We start from the raw sequence: 20614 nt of genomic DNA, 5'->3' as shown, positions 1-20614 counted from the left end.
CCCCCACCAGCCAACAAACCCCGTCAGACCCCATTCATGGAACCTGCGACATACCGACTCCGTTGTACGACGAATAGCGGCGCGTTGTGTCCGCTCTCCACGTACGGGAGACTCCCCATGTTTATGAAGCGCTTCGGCATCATCGGCCTAGCCTTGGGCCTCGGATTAGGCGTCGCAGGCTGTACCGACGGTTACGGCTATGGCGGCGCCGGCGTCGGCTATGCCAGCGATCCCTATTACGGCGGCGGCTACGGCGATGGTTATTATGGCGCAGGCTATGGCGGTTATGGCGGCGGTTACGGCGGCGGCTATGACGGGTTCGCCGGCTATGGCGGCCTGAACTCCTATTACGGTTGGGCCGGCGATTATTATTATCCCGGCTCGGGCGTCTACGTCTACGATCGCTACCGCCGCCCGCACCGCTGGAACGGCAACCAGCAGCGCTATTGGCAGGGCCGCCAGCAGTATCGCGGTAGCCGCAACGATGGCGGCCGCGGCAACTGGGGCGGTTTCGGCAACCGAGGCAATGGCGGCCGGGACGGCGGCTGGCGCGGCAACCGTCCGGGCTATCAGAATAATCCCGGCACGCCCGCTCAGGGCCAGTTCGGCAACGGCCGTCCCGGCCGCGGCGACAATCGCGGCCGTGGTCCCGGTCGCGCGCAGTTCGGTCAACCAGGCCAGCCCGCGCAGCCCGGCCAAGTCGCCAACCCGCAGCAGCCCCAAGTCCAAGGCGGCTTCCGCGGTAATCGCGGCGACGGCGCGTTCCGAGGCAATCGCGGCGGCGGCGGCCAGCGCTTCGGCGGTGGACGGCCCGGCGGCGGTCGTCAGGGCGGCGGCAACCGCGGCGGCGGTCGTCCGGCGCAGTAACTAGAGCAGGTTGGTTCACGCGAAGGCGCGAAGAGAAGGTTTGTTCGCGCAGAGGCGCGGAGGCGCAGAGGCGCAGACACTAATTAAGTACGAGTGGGCGAGCCTTCGCCTGGCAGCGAAGCTCACCTGAAGCTATGCCATCTAATATCTCTCTGCGCCTCCGCGCCTCTGCGCGAACAAACACTATCTTCGCGGCCGTTCGGTGAAGCTCAGGACCGGCGTAGCGCTTTCGCGTAAATCATTACTGCATCGGCAATTCCGTCAGCCGCCCATCCGGGCAACAGCTCGGTAATCAGCCGTCGTTGGCATCCGTCGGGCGCGTCGCGACGAGGCCGTTAGACACGAACGTCATCACCATCACGTCGTCCTGATTGAACACGCGCATCCGGCTCTTGAAGATTCCCATCTCCGGCCGGCTTGCCGACACGCGTTTCTCCAGGATCTCGGTCTCGCACCGCAGAGTGTCCCCCGGATACACGGGCTTCACCCACTTCAGTTCGTCGATCCCTGGCGACCCCAACCCAGCCTGCCGGTTCTCCTTCAAATTGGCGACCACCATCGCCATCACCATCGCACACGTATGCCAACCGCTCGCCGACAACCGCCCAAAATGCGTCTGCGCGGCGGCCTCGTCGGACAGGTGAAACGGCTGCGGATCGTATTTGGCGGCGAAGTCCATCACCTCCTCGCGCGTGACCGCGTAGGAACCGAACGACGCGGTCCGACCGACCTCGATATCCTCGAAATACTGCACAACCTCTCCTCTTATCGTTGCAGCACCTTCTGGAAGGGTGCGTCGGTGCCGTCCAGCCCCGCCTCGGCAGGCAACCCGATCAGGTCGCGCAGCAAGGGCTCGATCGCGACGTTGTCGAAGCTCCCAATCGTCTTGCCGCGCGCGAACGCCGGCCCGTTGGCGATGAACAGCGCACGCATCTCCGGCGCCATGTTGTCATACCCGTGCATCCCGCCGACCGAAGCCTTGGTCGGCGCGCTCGGATCGACCCGCCAGCCGACATCGGCGAGGCACAGATAGCTCGGCACCCGCGGGTTGCGTCCATAATGGAACCGCGCCGGAATCTCCCCCTTCCGCCAGCATTGCAGATGATCGTGGCGGGTCAGCAACCGCGCCTCCAGCGCCGCCTCATGCCCCGGCACCGCGAACAGGGTCGCGTACGGTCCCATCTCGACGGTGCGATAGTCCGCCTTGTCCGCGATCGTATCCAGCGCCACGACCCGCGTGCTGCTCGTCGCCGCCATGCCGTGATCCGCGACGATAACCAGGTTCGCCCGCTGTCCCAGCGCGGCGAGCCCATCGACCAGCGCGCCAACGCTCGCATCGACATCCGCCACCGCCTGGGTTACGCCAGCGCTGTCCGGCCCCCCAGCATGGCCCGCACTGTCGACTGTATCGAAATACAACGTCACCAGCTTCGGCCGGATCGCCGCTGGCCGCCGCATCCAGTCGAGCACCGCGTTGACGCGCTGCGTCCCCGAAACCTGCTGGTTGAACTGCTGCCAGTCCTCCGGTCGCGTACCGCCCTCGATCGCAGCATGGCTGTCGGCCTTCACCGTGCCCCCGACCGCGACGTTCGCGCCCGGCCAGAACATCGTCGCGGTGCGGATCCCCGCCTTCTCCGCATCGACCCAGATCGGCGAACTCTCGCTCCACCAGAACGGATCGTCCGTCGCCATCGTGAACGTCTCGCCCGGCCGCGCCGGATCCTCCATCTTGTTGCCGACGATCCCGCTGCGATCGGGCCGCAGCCCCGTCACGAGCGTCCAGTGATTGGGAAAGGTGACGCTCGGAAACGACGGCCGCATGCTCGCGAACACCCCGCCCGCGCGCAGGCGGTTGAGGTTGGGTGTCACGCCACGATCGAGATAATCCGGTCGAAACCCGTCGATCGACACCAGGATGGTAACCGGCGCCCGCGCCTCGCCCGGCATCGCAGCCACCGCCGTCGATACGGGCGCCGGCGCAGTGATGGGCGCGAGGGCAGGGGGCGTATACGGATAAGCACACCCTGCGAGTGCAAGCGCACAACCACTCAACATAATTTTCATTGGTGTTCGTCCTGAGCAAGTCCCGGCGTCGCGGCCTCTACCCGGCAAGCTCGACGAACGAAAGCGCCGTCAGGCGGTACGCGCGCCGAGCATGTCTGGCCTGCAGGCGATCAGGTGTCGTAACAGCTGATCACGGTGCTGCGCATGTCGACTTCCGCGCGTTCACCCGGCAGCACCTCGGTTGAAATCTTGCCCTTCTTGGTACCGACGTTCAACCGCGCCGGCCCTTCGATCTTGCACGTCATGCCCTTTGCGGTGATGCCGCAGGCATTCTCCAGACGCTTGCTCTCGGACACCGAGTCTTCGTCGATCGGATGCAACGAGAACGACGCGGCGAACGTCCCACCAAACAAGGCCGGACCCAGACCGCTCGCAAGGTTGACCTTCCAGCCGCCAGCCCGCGTCTTCCCACCACTTTTAGCGTTCGGCTTCATGCCGAGTTGCGGTGCCAGGCGCTGGCAAAAGCTCGGCACCGCGGGCTGTTGAAAGGGCGTCACCGCAGACGCCGTCGTCGACAGGGCAACGAGCATTCCCAACAGATGCATGACAGCCAACGCAATTCCCCCGATATGTCGAAGGCTACGCTAGCCATCAAATCTTAGATTGAAAATGCGCGATTGCCCGGTTCCGCATCTCAGCGGCCGTCCGGTTTCAGCTATGCAGGAAGTGCATCACGTCGCCGTCATGGACGACGTACGCCTTGCCTTCCGCACGCAGCTTGCCCGCCTCGCGCGCCTTCGATTCCCCACCCAGCGCGATGAAGTCGTCGAACGCGATCGTCTCGGCGCGGATGAAGCCCTTTTCGAAATCGCCGTGGATCTCGCCCGCCGCCTGCGGTGCGGTCGCGCCCTCGTGGACGGTCCAGGCACGCGCTTCCTTCGGCCCGACCGTGAAGAACGTCAGCAGATGCAGGAGCTTGTACCCGGCGGTGATGACGCGCGCGAGGCCGGTCTCTTCCAGCCCCAGTTCACCAAGAAACTCGCCGCGATCCTCGGCGGGCATCGTCGCGATCTCCGCCTCGATCGCCGCCGACACCACGACCGCCTCGGCGCCCTCGGCCTTCGCCTTCTCGAACACCCGTGCCGACAGTGCATTGCCGTCCGCCGCATCGCCCTCGTCGACGTTGCACACGTAGAGCACGGGTTTCGCGGTCAGCAACTGCGCCTGCGCGAACACGCGCGCCTCGTCCTCGTCCTTCGGCACGGTCAGCCGCGCGGGCTTGCCTTCGCGGAGCAGTTCGAGCGCCTGGCCGAGCACGGCGGCGCCGATCTTGGCTTCCTTGTCGCCCTGCATGCCCTTCTTGGCGAGGTTCGGCACGCGCTTCTCGAGGCTTTCGAGATCGCTCAGCATCAGCTCGGTGTCGACCGTCTCGGCGTCGGCGATCGGATCGACCTTGTTGTCGACATGCGTCACGTCGCCGTCCTCGAAGCAGCGCAGCACGTGGACGATCGCGTCGACCTCGCGGATGTTGCCGAGGAACTGATTGCCGAGCCCTTCGCCCTTCGACGCGCCGCGCACGAGGCCGGCGATGTCGACGAAGCCGAGCTGAGTCTCGATGATCTTCTGCGATCCGGCGATCTTCGCGAGCGCGTCGAGCCGCTTGTCTGGCACGCCGACGTTGCCGACGTTCGGCTCGATCGTGCAGAACGGATAGTTCGCCGCCTGCGCCGCGGCCGTCTCGGTCAGCGCGTTGAAGAGAGTGGACTTGCCGACGTTCGGCAGCCCCACGATGCCGCAGCGAAAACCCATGATATGCCCTTGGTATAAGAATGTGGTGGCGCTTTAGGGCAGGGCGCGGAGGAAGGCCAGCGGAGGACGCCTGCGCGCATCATCGGCGCCACCTCAATTATCTCCACCACCCCGGCGAAGGCCGGGGCCCAGTTGGGCAACGTTGCTAACGGGAGGTCGGCACGCCGTTATTGCCACCTTTCCAACTGGGCCCCGGCCTCCGCCGGGGTGGTTGCTGAGTTGGACGACTGCCCTGATCGACCCACTCGATTGCCGCAGTGCAGCAAAATAATCATACCGGTCGGTAGTTATCATATGGTCGAAGCTTATATCCCGAGCCCAGCTTGAGATATTCCAGGAACCTCATGACCACGACCGCCCACGGCTACGCCGCGCAATCCCCCGAAACGCCACTCGCCCCGTTCAGCTTCGAGCGCCGCGAGCCCGGCAAGACCGACGTCGCGATCGACATCGCGTTCTGCGGCGTTTGCCATTCCGACCTCCACACCGCCAAGGGCGAGTGGGAAGGCACGCTCTACCCCTGCGTCCCCGGCCACGAGATCGTCGGCCACGTCACCGCCGTCGGCAGCGACGTCACCAAGTTCAAGGTCGGCGACGTCGTCGGCGTAGGCTGTATGGTCGACAGCTGCGGCGAATGCCCGTCGTGCAAGGACGGCGAGGAGCAATATTGCGAGACCACCGGTTTTGTCGGCACGTATAACGGCCCCGATCCCGTGCTCGGTGGCCACACCTTCGGCGGCTATTCGGACAAGATCGTCGTCGACGAAGGCTTCGTGCTGAAGGTCTCGCATCCCGAAGCCGACCTCGCCGCGGTCGCGCCGCTGCTGTGCGCCGGCATCACCACGTATTCGCCGCTGAAGCACTGGAAGGTCGGCCCCGGCCAGAAGGTCGGCATCGTCGGTCTCGGCGGTCTCGGGCACATGGGCGTCAAGATCGCCAACGCGATGGGCGCCGAGGTCTATGTCTTCTCGACCTCGCCGAACAAGCGCGACGACGCCAAGCGTCTCGGCGCGAAGGACCTGATCGTGTCGAAGGACGAGGCCGCGATGGCCGAGCACGCCAACAGCTTCGACTTCATCCTGAACACCGTCGCGGCGAGCCACAACCTCGACACGTTCACGGCATTGCTCAAGCGCGACGGCACGATGACTCTGGTCGGCGTCCCCGAGCACGCGCATCCGTCGCCCTCGGTCGGCAACCTCATCTTCAAGCGCCGCGCGATCGCGGGCTCGCTGATCGGCGGCATCGCCGAGACGCAGGAGATGCTCGATTTCTGCAACGAGCACGGGCTTGTGTCGGACATCGAGATGATCCGCATGGACGAGATCGAACCCTCGTATCAGCGCATGGTGAAGAGCGACGTGAAGTACCGCTTCGTCATCGACATGGCGACGATGAAGACGGCCTGATTGGGGGAGGGGCGGCGCGCGCGTCGGGTGCCGCCCCCGCTGCTCCCTCCCCTTCAGGGGAGGGTCGGGGTGGGGCAGTGCCGCGAAGGCCGACGTATGCGGCCAAGCCCCACCCCAACCCCCCCCTGAAGGGGAGGGGGTAAGAAGAACTAACTCCACCACCCCGGCGAAGGCCGGGGCCCAACTGGGAAGGCTGATCTGATGAAGGGCGGTCCTTCGTTAGCTACGTTTCCCAATTGGGCCCCGGCCTACGCCGGGGTGGTTTGTTTGATGAAGAACCGTTCAGGGATGGCCCCAATCACCACCGATAATTAAAACTAATACTAATCCGCTCGCCCTTGGCAGCATTCGGCACCACCTCATGCCGCAACCAGCTCTCCCAAAGAAACACACTCCCCGGCTTGGGCTCCGCGTAGACGAACGTCCGCAAATCCTCCGCCGCATCCTCCAGCCGGGTCGGCGCCGCCATCATCATCGGCAACCGAGGATCCTCCAGCTTCAACGCCCCAGCCCCCTCGGGGATCGCCACGTACATCGTCCCCGACACGACGCTATGCGGATGAATATGCCCCGAATGCGCGCCCCCAGGCTTCAGGACGTTCACCCAAAGACTGTCGAGCTTCAACTTCCGCCCGCCAAGATCGAACGCGCAGTCCTTCGCGAACTGCGCGACATGCTTGTTCAGCAGCCGCACCAGATCCCCGAACCGCGGATCGCGCAACGGCAGGTCGTTCAGCGACGCGTACGACGTGTACCCGCGATACCCATGCGCCTTCGACCATGCGACCCCGGCGCGATCCGCCTTCGCCAGTTCGAGCGCGGCATCCTCGAGTTCCTCGACCAGATCATCGTCGCCGAGATCGGCCTCGTAGAACCGCGTGGCAAACAAAGAGCGGGTGGTCATGGCTGCATCCTCAACGCGACATCGTTCATGAAGCGGACGTCGTCGCCTTCCGCCAGCCACTTGGCCTCCGCCGCCACCGCGCCGAGCATATCGCTCAACGGCTCGATCTCGGCCTTCGCATAATTGCCGAGCACATAGCCGGTCACGCGATCCTTGTGCCCCGGATGCCCGATGCCCAGCCGCACGCGGCGAAACTCCGGCCCCAGATGCTGGTCGGTCGAGCGCAGCCCGTTATGCCCCGCGGTCCCGCCGCCGGTCTTCACCTTCACGCGGAACGGCGCGATGTCGAGTTCGTCGTGGAACACCGTCAGCGCCTCGACGCCGAGCTTGTAGAACCGCAGCGCCTCGCCGATCGCGCGCCCGCTCTCGTTCATGAAGGTGGCCGGCTTCAGCAGCAGGATCTTGGTCGAGCCGATCCGCCCCTCCTGCGTCCAGCCCTGGAACTGCTTCTTGACCGCGCCGAAGCCGTGCACCTCGGCGATCGCGTCGGCGACCATGAACCCGACATTGTGCCGGTGCATCGCATATTGCGCCCCCGGATTGCCAAGTCCCGCCCAGATCTGCACGTGTGATTCTCCAAAACGAAACGGCTCGCCGGCCCGTTAACCATTGTTGTTCCCCTGCGAAAGCAGGGGCCCAGGATTACAGGCGATACCGCTGCTTGATCCTGGACCCCCGCGTTCGCGGGGGAACGGTGAGGTGCGTTCCGAGCCAGCAGCCCCATAAAACGAAACGGGCGGGAAAGCCCTAGCTTTCCCGCCCGCCAGATCATCCTAAGACGAAGGGCTGAGCCCTCAGTCCTTCTTCTGCGGCGTGATCTTGTCGTCGTCGTTGTTATCGTCGTTAGGCTCGACCGGGGTCTCTTCCTCGGCAGCAGCCTCGGCAGCCTGAGCTTCGGCGACTTCAGCCTCGAGCTCTTCGTCCTCGACGGTCGGCACGGTCGGCGGCACGATCGTGGCGATCGCGAAGTCGCGGTCGTCGATCGCGGGCGTCGCGCCCTTGGGCAGCTTCACGTCGCTGATGTGGATCGAATCACCGATCTCCAGACCGGCGAGCGAAATTGTGATCTCGCTCGGGATGTCCGAAGCGTCGACGACCAGCTCGATCTCGTGGCGCGTGATGTTGAGGACGCCCTTGCCCTTCTTGATGCCCGGAGCGTCGTCCTCGTCGGTGAACGCGATCGGCACCGCGACGGTGACGGTCGAATGCTCGCCGATGCGCAGGAAATCGACGTGGATCGGGCGATCCGAAACCGGGTGGAACGAGACGTCCTTCGGCAGCGTGCGCACGCCATTGACCATCACGACGGAATTCATGAAGTGGCCGGTCATCAGCGCCTTCATCAGCGCCTTTTCCTCGAGGTGAACCGAGGTTGGTTCCTGGTTCAGGCCGTAGATCACGGCAGGCACGCGGCCATCACGACGCAGCGCCCGGGAGGCTCCCTTGCCAACCCGGTCACGCGTCTCGGCTGCGAGCGTCAACTGGTCGCTCATCTGTATTCTCCGAAACTCGTTTGTTGTCCTTCCCGCCCACGCCTCCAGGGATGACCATGGACCGGAAGCGCGGGCGCATAGCGGAAGTGGGGGGCAAAAGCAATTCTGCGCCTTGGGAGTGCGTCCCCGCCAAATGCCGTCACCCCAGCGAAAGCTGGGGTGTCCCCGTAACGAAGCGCTCCAGCCGCACGAGACCCCAGCTTTCGCTGGGGTGACGCAATGGGTGGGCGGGGCGTCGCGATTAAACCCGGCAGATTAAACCCGGTAGTGGCTTAATACTTCACCCGCTCGGCCTTCACGCCAAGCTTAGCCAACTGCGCCTGAACGCTATCCTTGCCCGCGAGGTGCCCAGCACCGACCGCGACAAACACAGTCCCCGGCGTCCCGAGCCGAGTCTTCACCCACTCCGCCCAACGCGCGTTACGATCCACCAGCAACACCTTCGCCACCTCTGGCGAGTCCTTCAAACTATCGTTCATCTCCTTGGCAAGCGCCTCGGGATCCCCCTTCGCCCATTCGTCGACCATCGTCGCCATCGTGGTCTCCAGCTTCGGCAACTCGTCGATCGTGCTGCCGAGGAACTGCAACTGCGCGGTCTGCGACAATCCGCCGAAATACCCGAGCTGCTGCTCCGCCGTCTCCAGCCCGATAACCGGCTTCCCCGCAGCCTTCGCCGCCGCGGTAATCACCTGCTCAGGCCCGTTCGCCGCATCATAGCCAAGCTTCGACAGCGGCGCGATCGACAGGTTGGTCGCCGCCAGCCACGGCTTGAACCGATCGAACGCATTCGCCGGCAAGCCCAGGTCGGTCACTGCCTTCGCATACGCCGCACGCTTGTCCGCCGGCAGCTGCTCGGTCAGCGTCGGGCCATCCTTCGACACGCCGGTCGCCATCACCAGCGACTGCATCTTCGCCGGATCGGGCATCACCAGCTCCAGCACCACCTGGTTCGAGCGATCGAACGCGGTCTTCACCGCCTCGTCGAACCACGTCATGCCGGGCTTCAACACGTGGATCGTCCCGAACAGGTAGATCGTCGTGTCCTTGTCCTTCACCACCCAAAGCGCCGGATCGGCATCGTTCGCGGCTTGCACAGGCTTCGGCGCGACCTGCGCACAGGCGGGCAGGGCGAACGCCATCGCGATGGCGGACAGCGCGGATCGGAACGAAACGATCTTCGAAAACAGCTTCAAGGGGAGGGAATCCTTATCGTTGATGCAGCCCATGTAGGACGCCCGGCCGCAACGCACCACTTGCCTCCCGCACCCCCATCCGCCAAAGCCCGCGCGTGACCCAGCCCGTGATAAAGCCTCTTAGCTTCCAGCGCATGCTCCTCACGCTCCACGATTACTGGAGCGAACACGGGTGCCTGATCCTGCAGCCCTACGACATGGAAATGGGCGCCGGCACCTTCCACACCGCCACGACGCTCCGCGCGCTCGGCCCGAAACCGTGGAACGCCGCGTTCGTGCAGCCCTGCCGCCGCCCGACCGACGGCCGCTACGGCGAGAACCCCAACCGGCTCCAGCATTACTACCAGTACCAGGTCATCCTGAAACCGAGCCCCGCCAACCTCCAGGAACTCTACCTCGGCAGCCTCGCGGCGATCGGCATCGACATGCTGAAGCACGACATCCGCTTCGTCGAGGACGATTGGGAAAGCCCGACGCTCGGCGCCTGGGGTCTCGGCTGGGAAGTCTGGTGCGACGGCATGGAGGTGACGCAGTTCACCTATTTCCAGCAGATGGGCGGCTTCGACATGAAGCCCGTCGCCGGCGAACTCACCTACGGGCTCGAGCGCCTCGCGATGTACATCCAGGACAAGGACTCGGTCTACGACCTGGCGTTCAACGACGCCGGCGTGACCTACGGCGACGTGTTCCTGGAGAACGAACAGGAGATGTCGAAGTGGAACTTCGAGATCGCCGACACGGATTCATTGTTCGACCAGTTCCGCAAGCACGTCGCCGAATGCGAGAACAGCCTCTCCGCCAAGCTCCCGATCCCAGCCTACGAGCAGGCGATCAAAGCCAGCCACATCTTCAATCTGCTCCAAGCCCGCGGCGTAATCTCCGTAGCCGAACGCCAAGCCTATATGGGCCGCGTCCGAGACCTCGCGAAGGGCGCCTGCGCAGCCTGGATGGACAAGCACGGATGGGCAGCATGATGCCCGCCAGCGCCATTCCTCCCCGGAACGGGGAGGGGGACCATGCGCAGCATGGTGGAGGGGGCGTGCCACACACGCTCCGTTCGCGGCCCGCCCCCTCCACCGTCCTTTGGACGGTCCCCCTCCCCGTGCCGGGGAGGATTTGAGAGTCCCATGACCGACTTCCTCCTAGAACTCCGCTCCGAAGAAATTCCCGCCCGGATGCAGGCGAAAGCGCGTGAAGACCTCGCCAGGCTGTTTACCGCCGAGCTCGCCAAGGCCGGCATCGCCACCAGTGCCATCGTCACCTACGCGACCCCGCGCCGCCTGACGCTGATCGCGCGCGACCTGCCGCTGGAGACCGCCGCCGTCTCCGAGGAGACGAAAGGCCCCAAGACCTCCGCACCCCCGCAGGCGCTCGAAGGCTTCCTCCGCAAAACCGGCCTCACCCGCGAGCAACTCGTAGACCGCAACGGTACGCTGTTCGCAGTCACCGAGAAGCCCGGCCGCGCCTCCGCCGCAGTGCTCGCCGAAGCGATCCCCGCGATCGTCCGCGCATTCCCGTGGCCGAAGTCGATGCGCTGGGGGGATGCGTCGGCCAGCACCGAATCGCTCCGTTGGGTCCGCCCGCTGCAAGGCATCGTCGCATTGCTCGGCGAAGAGATCGTGCCGTTCGAGATCGCCGGCATTGCCAGCGGCGCCGCCACGCTCGGCCACCGTTTCCACCACCCGTACCAGATCACGATTGGCGGCGCGCACGACTATGTCGAGAAGCTGCGTGCCTGCCACGTCATCGTCGATCACGACGAACGCGCCACGCTGATCCGCGACCACGCCCGCGAAGCCGCCGCGCAGGCCGGGCTCGAACTGATCGAAGACGAAGGCCTCGTCGCGGAGAATGCCGGCCTCACCGAATGGCCGATTCCCCTGCTCGGCCAGTTCGATCCCGCGTTTCTCGACGTCCCGCCCGAGGTGATCCAGCTCACGGCGCGCGTGAACCAGAAATATTTCGTCTGCCGCGGGGCCGATGGAAAACTGGCGAACGCGTTCGTCTGTACCGCTAACATCGCGGCGCACGACGGCGGCGCGAAGATCGTCGAGGGCAATCGCAAGGTGTTGGCGGCACGGCTGTCGGACGCAAAGTTCTTCTACGACACCGACCTGAAGGTCCCGCTCGCAGAGCAGGCGGCCAAGCTGTCGAAGATCGTCTTCCACGAAAAGCTCGGCACGGTAGCCGACAAGGTCGACCGCGTCGCGAAGCTCGCCCGCTGGCTGGTAGAAGAGGGCATAATCCTCCCCGGAACGGGGAGGGGGACCAGCGAAGCTGGTGGAGGGGGCTCGCCACGAAGCGCCACGTCCGCGGAGAACCCCCTCCACCCTCAGCCTGCGGCTGACGGTCCCCCTCCCCTTGCAGGGGAGGAATTGGCAGAACTCGCAGAACGCGCAGCCCGCCTCGCAAAGGCAGACCTCGTCACCGGCATGGTCGGCGAGTTCCCCGAGCTACAAGGCCTGATGGGCGGCTACTACGCCGCCGCGCAGGGCGAGCACCCGTCCGTCGCCACCGCCATCCGAGACCACTACAAGCCGGTCGGCCAAGGCGACGACGTCCCCACCGACCCGGTAACGGTTGCTGTAAGCTTGGCGGACAAGCTAGATACGCTTGTCGGATTCTTTTCGCAGGATATGATCCCAACAGGATCAAAAGATCCATTTGCTCTCCGAAGAGCGGCGTTGGGATGCATCACTTTACTCGAGAAAAACTCGATAAGGTTGCCGATCATAAAAACCTATGCGCAGCAAGCTGGCGGCTTTTTATATAAGTCGATGGTAGAAAATGCGGATATAGTAATTAAGCGAGATTTCGAAGGTTTGAAGCGTACGAACCTTTCGCCACGAGATTTTGATATCGATGCTTATGTTGCGCAATTTACACAGGCCCCAGTAGATGAAGCAACCGAGCGGTTCTTCGGTGGTCTTCCACGTCTTCTCCACTTCTTCGCCGACCGCCTCAAAGTTCAGCAACGCGAAGCCGGCGTCCGGCACGACCTGATCGACGCGGTGTTCGCGCTCGGTGGCGAGGACGATCTCGTCCGGCTGCTCGCGCGCGTCCACGCGCTCCAGGCGTTCGTCACCACCGAGGACGGTGCGAACCTGCTCGCCGGCTACAAGCGCGCCGCCAATATCCTGAAGAAGGAAGGCGGCGCTCAACCAAAGCCCGTCACCCCAGCGAACGCTGGGGTATCCGCGGGGAGCGAGGGACAGGAGCCGCAGGAAACCCCAGCTTTCGCTGGGGTGACGGATGGGGCGGGGGATGACGTTGTGGTCGGAGGGCCCGCGCAACAAACGCTGTCCTACACCCCCGAACCGGCAGAGACCGCGTTGATGACCGCGCTCGACTCCGCCGAACCCCGCGCCACCGCCGCGATCGAACGCGAGGATTTCGCCGCCGCGATGGCCGCGCTCGCGTCGCTGCGTGCGCCGATCGACGCATTCTTTGATAGCGTTATCGTCAACGATTCCGACCCCGCCAAGCGCTCCGCCCGTCTCGCGCTACTTGAGCGAGTCCGCGCCGCAGTGCACAATGTCGCAGATTTTTCGAAGATCGAGGGCTGATTGAAACCGGAAGTGCAGACGGCTCCCAGCGTCTGTACTTCCTATACTTCACTTTTGCCCCACCCATAAAAACAGGCACTTAGAGGACCGACCATGACCCAATATGTGTACCGCTTCGGCGGCGGTGTTTCGGATGGCGGCAAGGGCGACAAGAACCTGCTCGGCGGGAAGGGCGCGAACCTCGCCGAGATGGCGTCGATCGGCCTGCCGGTCCCGCCGGGCTTCACGATCTCGACCGATTTCTGCGCGGTCTATTACGACGAGGGCGGCCAGTTCCCGCAAGGCCTGCGCGACGAGGTCGCCACCGGCCTCGCCCACATCGAAGGCGTCACCGGCAAGACATTCGGCGACCCCGCCGACCCATTGCTCGTCTCGGTCCGCTCGGGCGCCCGCGCGTCGATGCCGGGGATGATGGACACCGTCCTCAACCTCGGCCTCAACGACCAGACCGTCGAGGGCCTCGCCGCCAAGTCCGAGGACGCGCGGTTCGCCTGGGACAGCTATCGCCGCTTCATCCAGATGTACGCGGACGTGGTGCTCGAACTCGATCACGGCGCGTTCGAGGAAGCGCTGGAGATCGCCAAGGAAGACCAGGGCTTCACGCTCGACACCGAACTCTCGGCCGACGATCTCCGGAAACTCGTCGCCGAATATAAGGGGCTCGTCGAGAAGCTCTGGGGCAAGCCCTTCCCGCAGGACGTCCACGACCAGCTCTGGGGCGCGGTCGGCGCGGTGTTCGGTTCGTGGCAGTCCGAGCGTGCGAAAGTCTATCGCCGCCTCAACGACATCCCCGGCGGCTGGGGCACCGCGGTCAACATCCAGGCGATGGTGTTCGGCAACATGGGCGACACCTCGGCGACCGGCGTCGCGTTCACGCGCGACCCGTCGAAGGGCGACCGCGCCTATTACGGCGAATTCCTGATCAATGCGCAGGGCGAAGACGTCGTCGCCGGCATCCGCACCCCGCAATACCTCACCAAGACCGCGCGCGAAGACGCCGGCGCCAAGCCCGCCTCGATGGAAGAGGCGATGCCCGAGGTCTACACCCAACTCGCCGACGTGTTCGACACGCTCGAAAACCACTACCGCGACATGCAGGACATCGAGTTCACGGTCGAGAAGACCAAGCTCTGGATGCTCCAGACCCGCGCCGGCAAGCGCACTGCCAAGGCCGCGCTCAAGATCGCCGTCGACATGGCGAACGAGGGGCTGATCACGCGCGAGGAAGCGATCCTGCGCATCGAGCCGATGGCGCTTGATCAGCTGCTCCACCCGACGCTCGATCCCAAGGCGACGCGCGACGTGCTGACCAAGGGCCTCCCCGCATCGCCGGGTGCAGCCTCCGGCGCAGTCGTGTTCGACGCCGATGCAGCGGAGAAGAAGGCCGCCGACGGTGTCGCCGTGATCCTCGTCCGGACCGAGACATCGCCCGACGACATCCACGGCATGCATGCGGCCAAGGGCATCCTCACCGCACGCGGCGGGATGACGAGTCACGCGGCCGTCGTCGCCCGTGGCATGGGACGCCCCTGCGTTTCCGGCGCCGGCACGCTCTCCATCGACGCCAAGGCGAAGATCATGCGCTGCGGCGGCCGTGAAGTGAAGGAGGGCGACCTGCTCACCATCGACGGCACCACCGGCGAAGTGATGATCGGCGCGGTCGCGACCGTGCAGCCCGAGCTGTCGGGCGATTTCGCGACGTTGATGGTGTGGGCAGACGAGGTTCGCCGCCTGAAGGTCCGCGCCAACGCCGAGACCCCCGAGGATTGCCGCGTCGCGCGCGAGTTCGGCGCCGAGGGCGTGGGTCTCTGCCGCACCGAGCACATGTTCTTCGAGAGCGGCCGCATCACCAACGTCCGCCAGATGATCCTGGCGTCGGACGAGAAGGGCCGCCGCGTCGCGCTCGAGAAGCTGCTCCCCGAACAGCGCAAGGATTTCACCGAGATCCTCGAGGTCATGGCCGGCCTGCCGGTGACGATCCGCCTGCTCGATCCGCCGCTCCACGAATTCCTCCCCCACGAAGAATCCGAATTCGCCGAAGTCGCGACCGCGGCGGGTGTCGACGTCGACACCCTCAAGCGCCGCGCAGCCGAGTTGCATGAGTTCAACCCGATGCTCGGCCATCGCGGCTGCCGTCTCGGCGTGACCTATCCCGAGATCTACGAGATGCAGGCGCGTGCGATCTTCGAGGCCGCGGTCGACGTCGCCGAGAAGTCCGGCGCGGCCCCGATCCCCGAAGTCATGATCCCGTTGGTGGCAACCCGCCGCGAGCTGGAACTGATGAAGGCCGTCGTCGACAAGGCCGCGCAGGCGGTGTTCGCCGAAAAGGGCCGCACGATCGAGTATCTTGTCGGCACGATGATCGAACTCCCCCGCGCAGCCCTCCGCGCCGGCGAAATCGCGGAAGTCGGCGAGTTCTTCTCGTTCGGCACCAACGACCTGACGCAGACCACCTTGGGCGTCAGCCGCGACGACGCTTCGCGCTTCCTCGGCGCGTATGTCGAGCAGGGCATCTACGCCAAGGACCCGTTCGTCAGCATCGACGTCGAAGGTGTGGGTGAACTGATCGAAATCGCCGCCGAACGTGGGCGTAAGACGCGCGCCGGCATCAAGCTCGGCATCTGCGGTGAACACGGCGGCGATCCGGCAAGCATCGCGTTCTGCGAAAAGGTCGGCCTCGATTACGTCTCCGCCAGCCCGTACCGCGTCCCAATCGCGCGCCTGGCAGCGGCACAGGCGGCGCTGTCGAAGAAGTAAGCGCTCGCTCAGAAACAGCACCACCCCGGCGAAGGCCGGGGCCCAATTGGAACGTCCAAAGTAACGAAGGACCGTCCCCCGTTACTCAGCCTTCCCAACTGGGCCCCGGCCTCCGCCGGGGTGGTGAAATGGGGGAGGAGTACCCTAACCCCAAAGGAACAAGGGGGCAGGGGCTAACCCACCCCCGAAACCTCACCGACGCTGATCGAAATCAAACCAGCCCCGCTTGGTCCCATCGGCATTATACGCCGGCCGAGCATAAGCCGGCCGCGCCGAAGACAGCGCCCCAGACCGCGACGTATCCACCACTGGCGCCCGTTCGACAACCGGAGCCGCAACCCGCGCCGCCTCGACGTCCTTCACCAACCGGGCATTCTCCCGCTCAGCCTCAACCGCCCGCTTCTCCGCGGCCGCAGCCCGAACATCGCCATCCTTCTTCACCGAAGCATGAGCATCGCGCTCCGCCAGATAGCGCGCCTTCCACTTCTTCCCGCCCGGGTGGCTCGCCAATCCGAACAGCCAGCCGGCAACGAAGACCAGCGCAAGCGCCGCGAACTGCGTAGGTGTGGAAAACAACGGCATCGTAAAAACCCTCCTGTTACGGGAGCCCAACGATCGGCCGCGCCGCCGGTTGCTTCAGGTCTTGATGAGCGCGTCGGAGATCGAACATGCTGCCGGCCCGAGGATGACGACGAACAGCACCGGCAGGATGAACAGGATCAGCGGGATCGTCATGATCGCCGGCAACCGCGCCGCCTTCTCCTCCGCCCGCATCATCCGCTCGTTGCGGAACTCGCCCGACAGAACGCGCAACGCCGACGCCAGTGGCGTACCGTATTTCTCGGTCTGGATCATCGTCGTGACCACGCCCTTCACCGCATCCAGCTTCACCCGCTGTGCCAGATTCTCGAACGCCGACCGTCGATCTGTCAGGAATCCGAGCTCGATCGCAGTCAGCGTAAATTCCTCGCCAAGCTCGGGATAGGCCCGCCCCAGTTCGCGCGCGACCCGGTGGAAAGCCGCATCGACAGTCAACCCGGCCTCCGCGCAGATCACCAGCAGATCGAGCGCGTCGGGAAGCCCCTTACGGATCGCGTCGGAGCGCTTCTTGATCTTGTTGTCGAGATACAGATCCGGCGCCTTGTAGCTCAGGATAAAGGTCAGCGCGACGAGGCCGTATTTCTTCAGCGGCGACCAGGTCGCGAAGCCATCGGTGCCGTACACCCAGTACAACATGGCGCTGCCCAGCACGATCGGCAGCACGAGCCGGCCGAAGATCACCGCCGGGGCCCATTCCTTCGACCGGATCCCTGCCTGCATCAGCTTGAGCTGGACCGCCTTGACCTGGCTGTCCTGCAACATCTTCATCGACGACAGCATGCCGCGCATCTTGTCGGCGGTGTCGTTGCGCTGGACGAGCTTAGCGCGCCGCTTGGTCGAGGCGGTGATACCCGCCTTCAACTGTTCGCGGCGATCGTTGAGCGCCTTTACGCGCTTGGTCATCGGATCGCTGACCGTGGTCGCGGCATAGATCGCGACCATCACCGCGAACGCGGCAACGCCCGACAGGATCGTCGCGACCCATAATACGTCGAATCCGAGCAGGGTTGGTCCGGCCGTCGTGCCCATCATTGCGCCCCTAAATCTCGAAGCTGATCATCTTGGACATGATGAAGGCGCCGATCGCCATCCACACCATGCCGCCCATGCCGATCGCCATCAGCCGCTCGTCGATGAAGAAATTCTGCATGTAGGTCCCGTTGATGAACCAGATCAGCCCGAAGACGATGAACGGCAAGGCGCCGATGATATACGCCGATGCCTTGGATTCCGACGACATCGCCTTGATCTTGAGCTTCATCTGGCCGCGCATGCGCAGCACGTGCGAAAGGTTGGCGAGCGTCTCCGCCAGATTGCCGCCGGTCTCGCGCTGGATCGCGATCGTGATCACGAAGAACTGGAATTCGGGCGTGCCGAGCCGGTCTGCAGTCTCCTGCAGCGCCGCATCCATCGTCCGGCCGATCTTCATCTTGTCGCTGACCGCGCGGAATTCCTCTCCGACCGGCCCCTCGACCTCATGGCCGACGACGCCGATCGTCTCGCTGATCGGCAGGCCCGAGCGCAGGCCGCGGACCAGCAGGTCGATCGCGTCGGGAAACTTCGCGGTGAACTTGCCGATCCGCCGCTGGATCGTCTTGCCGACGATGAAATGCGGCAGGCCGACGCCGACGAACACACCGAACAGCAAAGCGAGCAGGATCGGCAGCCCTTTGAGCAGCATCAGTGCCGCGACGACCACCAGTATCCCCGCGGTCGCCATGCCATATTGGCCGACCGTCCAGGTCTTGCCGGTCATCGCGAGGCGCTTGGCGAGCTGGACCGGATTGGGAAGGATGCGCCCGAAGGCGAGATCCATCTTGGTATCGCGGTTCATCGAGATTCGGCGCAGCTGCGCTTCGGCAACCACCAGCGCGTCGCCGTGACGTTCGCGCAGCGAGGCGATCCGGCGCGACTGCGCGCGTCCGGCGGACGGTCCCGCAAACGCGAACGCGATCATCCCCACCACGATCGCTGCGCCGAGGATGACCAACAGGAGCGGCATCATCTCCATCGCAGCTATCGCCTTCCGCTCGTCGCGGTCCGGAAGATCCGGCTGCGGCTCATTTGGTTTTCGCCTTGACCGTGCGCTTCGGGATCAATCCCTTCAGGTCGCCGAACTTGCCGATCAGCGATTTGCCCTTCGGCTTTGCGCCATCGGCTGCACTGTCCGGGACGGCGGACGCGATCGCGGTCACGAGTGCCATGATCGGTGCGATCGTCTTCGATGCCTTCCCGACCTCGGCGAACGGCTTGCCGAGCTTGGCCGCCTGCGCCGCGAGCTTCTGGTCAAAGGGGACGACATAATCGATCTTGCGTTCGATCGAGCCCTCGAAATCCTTGCGACTGATCTCGAGCTGGCCGCCGGCATGCATCCGGTTCGCAAGCACGAACAACTGCGTCTGCGGCGCGTTCGTCTTCATCCACGACAGGATGCGGATCGTGTCGCGGGCGGATGCAAGCGTCAGTTCGGTGACGATCACGCCGAGCTGAACATCGCTGACGAGTTGCGGATGCTGGATCAGCATCCCCCGCGGCAGGTCGACGACGGTGCATTCGAACGCCGCGCGCATTTCTTCCTGCAACTGGTAGAACGCCGAGCCATCGGTGACGAGCGGCGCATTGATCGGCGCTTCGGCGGACAGCACCGACAGTTTCTCCGACGCCTTGACCATCGCGCGTTCGATGAACAGCCCGTCGATCCGGCTCGGATTGTCGATCGCGTCGGTCAGGCCGCGGCCCGGCTCGAGATCGAGGCTGAGTGCACCCGTGCCGAAATGCACGTCGAGATCGAGCAACGCGGTTGCGCGCTTTTCCTTGTCCGCGAGCAACCAGGCAAGCGACGTCGCGACCGTCGAGGCGCCGACGCCGCCACGCGTGCCGATCACCGCGACCGAGCAATGCGGTCGATCGGTCGAGATCTCGACATGCTTCGGCGTATTCAGCAGCGTCTGCGCATGACCGAAGGCCTCGCGCAACATATCGGCGTGCAGCGGCTTCAGGAGATAGTCCTGGATCCCGCTCGACACCAGGTCGCGGTAGAGGCGGACGTCATTGACCTGCCCGGCGGCGATCACCACCGTACCGGGCTCGCAGACTTCGGCCAGTGCATTGATATCGTTCAGCGGGTCGCCCGATTCGGCGAGATCGACGAACAGGATCTGCGGCGATGCGGACACCGACAGCGACTGGATCGCGTTGCGCAGGCCGCCCTTGTGGATCTTCTCGATCGCCCAACCGAGTTCGCTCGCGATCGGCCGCAGGGCCTCGGCGGTGATCTCGTCGCAGACATAGGCGGTAAACGGTTCGCGATGCGCGATGCCGCCCGGCTTCCAGGGTGCGTTCATCACTTCCCTCCCGTGCTGGACGCGGCGAGGCCGCCGGCCCCGGTCGGCGCCTTTTTGCGATAGGTGTCGATCGCCTTGTACGACACCGCCGTATCCGTCGTCTCGTTGCCGGGCGCGCCGCGGACCAGATCCGCCGGGTTGGCGACCATCGCCGCAAGGTTGCGGTTGATCGCGCAGCCATAATTGGACGACGTGTTGGAGGTGATGTCGTTGGTCGAATCGCGCGACCAGTCGGGGCAGCGCGGTACATCTGCATGCATCCGGCTGACGACGATCCGGATCGTGCCGGGCGCTACCGGTGCGGGCGTTACCGGCGCATCGGCACCGAGCAACAGGCCATATCGGGCAACCACGGCAGCGACATCGGTACGCGCCGCATACCCCTCCGCCGCCGGATCGTCGATCCCGACCCGGTCGCCATAGCTAAGTCGCATCGCGTCTAGCCAGCTGGCCAGCCGCTGCTGTTCCCCGCGGCCCAGCGCGCCGCCGGCGACGCCCAGATCGAGCGCATAGTCCGATCGACTGACGACGGGTTGATGAACCGATTCGAGGCCGCGATTCTCCGTTCCCATGCAGCCGCCGAGCAGCAGCGGGGGGATCAGGAACGCTAGGATCGATTTGTTGATCATCGGAAATCCTTGGTGCGGGAGGCGCGTGGTCGGCTCGGG

At 64.8% G+C, this 20614-nt stretch carries 18 protein-coding genes; 5 read left to right on the top strand and 13 right to left on the bottom strand.

The annotated features are described in order from the left end of the window. Positions 1–117: 117 nt before the first annotated feature. Positions 118–867: a hypothetical protein gene (locus tag C8J46_RS04850; RefSeq protein WP_207894110.1), complete on the top strand. Its 750-nt coding sequence runs from the start codon at positions 118–120 to the stop codon at positions 865–867. Between the two features lie 292 nt (positions 868–1159). On the opposite strand, the gene C8J46_RS04845 is transcribed toward C8J46_RS04850, so the two are convergent. From C8J46_RS04845 to ychF, 4 genes are all read right to left on the bottom strand, one after another. Further along, the gene (locus C8J46_RS04845) at positions 1160–1621 is read right to left on the bottom strand and encodes a MaoC family dehydratase (RefSeq protein ID WP_132735713.1); all 462 of its coding nucleotides are present in this window, start codon (positions 1619–1621) and stop codon (positions 1160–1162) included. A gap of 11 nt (positions 1622–1632) precedes the next feature. Next, positions 1633–2814 carry an ectonucleotide pyrophosphatase/phosphodiesterase gene (locus C8J46_RS04840; RefSeq protein WP_243643257.1) on the bottom strand — a complete coding sequence of 394 codons (1182 nt, stop codon included), beginning with the start codon at positions 2812–2814 and terminating at the stop codon, positions 1633–1635. Between the two features lie 227 nt (positions 2815–3041). Next, positions 3042–3476 carry a hypothetical protein gene (locus C8J46_RS04835; protein WP_165886458.1) on the bottom strand — a complete coding sequence of 145 codons (435 nt, stop codon included), beginning with the start codon at positions 3474–3476 and terminating at the stop codon, positions 3042–3044. 106 nt (positions 3477–3582) lie between these two features. Beyond that, complete coding sequence (gene ychF, locus C8J46_RS04830) at positions 3583–4680, bottom strand: redox-regulated ATPase YchF (RefSeq protein ID WP_132735708.1); 1098 nt, start codon at positions 4678–4680, stop codon at positions 3583–3585. Between the two features lie 344 nt (positions 4681–5024). Between ychF and C8J46_RS04825 the strand changes: the two genes are divergently transcribed. Next, the gene (locus tag C8J46_RS04825; protein ID WP_056065036.1) at positions 5025–6089 is read left to right on the top strand and encodes an NAD(P)-dependent alcohol dehydrogenase; all 1065 of its coding nucleotides are present in this window, start codon (positions 5025–5027) and stop codon (positions 6087–6089) included. 298 nt (positions 6090–6387) lie between these two features. On the opposite strand, the gene C8J46_RS04820 is transcribed toward C8J46_RS04825, so the two are convergent. From C8J46_RS04820 to C8J46_RS04805, 4 genes are all read right to left on the bottom strand, one after another. Beyond that, positions 6388–6993, bottom strand: coding sequence for a TIGR02466 family protein (locus tag C8J46_RS04820; protein WP_056047257.1), 606 nt, complete (start codon positions 6991–6993; stop codon positions 6388–6390). Further along, a complete protein-coding gene (gene pth / locus C8J46_RS04815) occupies positions 6990–7559 on the bottom strand; it encodes an aminoacyl-tRNA hydrolase (protein ID WP_056488650.1) in 570 nt (189 codons plus the stop codon). The genes C8J46_RS04820 and pth overlap by 4 nt, the downstream gene beginning before the upstream one ends. Before the next feature lie 228 nt (positions 7560–7787). Next, on the bottom strand, positions 7788–8486 hold the full coding sequence (locus tag C8J46_RS04810; protein ID WP_132735705.1) for a 50S ribosomal protein L25/general stress protein Ctc: 699 nt from the start codon (positions 8484–8486) through the stop codon (positions 7788–7790). Positions 8487–8758: 272 nt separating this feature from the next. Then, the gene (locus C8J46_RS04805; protein WP_132736832.1) at positions 8759–9625 is read right to left on the bottom strand and encodes a TraB/GumN family protein; all 867 of its coding nucleotides are present in this window, start codon (positions 9623–9625) and stop codon (positions 8759–8761) included. 188 nt (positions 9626–9813) lie between these two features. On the opposite strand from C8J46_RS04805, the gene C8J46_RS04800 reads away from it, so the two are divergent. The 3 genes from C8J46_RS04800 to ppdK all read left to right on the top strand — a co-directional run bounded on the left by C8J46_RS04800 (position 9814) and on the right by ppdK (position 16002). Further along, entirely contained in the window at positions 9814–10653 is an 840-nt protein-coding gene (locus tag C8J46_RS04800) for a glycine--tRNA ligase subunit alpha (protein WP_132736830.1), read from the top strand. 153 nt (positions 10654–10806) lie between these two features. Beyond that, positions 10807–13245 (top strand): glycine--tRNA ligase subunit beta, encoded by a 2439-nt coding sequence (glyS, locus tag C8J46_RS04795; protein WP_132735703.1) that lies wholly within the window; start codon positions 10807–10809, stop codon positions 13243–13245. Positions 13246–13338: 93 nt separating this feature from the next. After that, a complete protein-coding gene (ppdK, locus tag C8J46_RS04790) occupies positions 13339–16002 on the top strand; it encodes a pyruvate, phosphate dikinase (RefSeq protein WP_132735700.1) in 2664 nt (887 codons plus the stop codon). A 192-nt stretch (positions 16003–16194) separates the two neighbouring features. Here ppdK and C8J46_RS04785 read toward each other — a convergent pair whose 3' ends face one another. The 5 genes from C8J46_RS04785 to C8J46_RS04765 are packed head-to-tail and all read right to left on the bottom strand — an operon-like array spanning position 16195 to position 20575. Beyond that, complete coding sequence (locus C8J46_RS04785) at positions 16195–16584, bottom strand: hypothetical protein (RefSeq protein WP_132735697.1); 390 nt, start codon at positions 16582–16584, stop codon at positions 16195–16197. A gap of 54 nt (positions 16585–16638) precedes the next feature. After that, complete coding sequence (locus C8J46_RS04780) at positions 16639–17631, bottom strand: type II secretion system F family protein (protein ID WP_132736827.1); 993 nt, start codon at positions 17629–17631, stop codon at positions 16639–16641. Between the two features lie 10 nt (positions 17632–17641). Further along, complete coding sequence (locus C8J46_RS04775) at positions 17642–18613, bottom strand: type II secretion system F family protein (RefSeq protein WP_132735695.1); 972 nt, start codon at positions 18611–18613, stop codon at positions 17642–17644. A gap of 49 nt (positions 18614–18662) precedes the next feature. After that, positions 18663–19946, bottom strand: a complete 1284-nt coding sequence (locus C8J46_RS04770; protein ID WP_132735692.1) for a pilus assembly protein CpaE — start codon at positions 19944–19946, stop codon at positions 18663–18665. Continuing rightward, entirely contained in the window at positions 19946–20575 is a 630-nt protein-coding gene (locus C8J46_RS04765; RefSeq protein WP_132735690.1) for a CpaD family pilus assembly protein, read from the bottom strand. Before C8J46_RS04765 ends, C8J46_RS04770 begins: the two co-directional genes overlap by 1 nt. Positions 20576–20614 lie beyond the last annotated feature (39 nt).

Source organism: Sphingomonas sp. PP-F2F-A104-K0414 (assembly GCF_004340945.1).
GTDB lineage: Bacteria > Pseudomonadota > Alphaproteobacteria > Sphingomonadales > Sphingomonadaceae > Sphingomonas.
The sequence above is the reverse complement of the archived record's forward strand: the minus strand, read 5'-3'. Positions and strand labels throughout refer to the sequence as shown.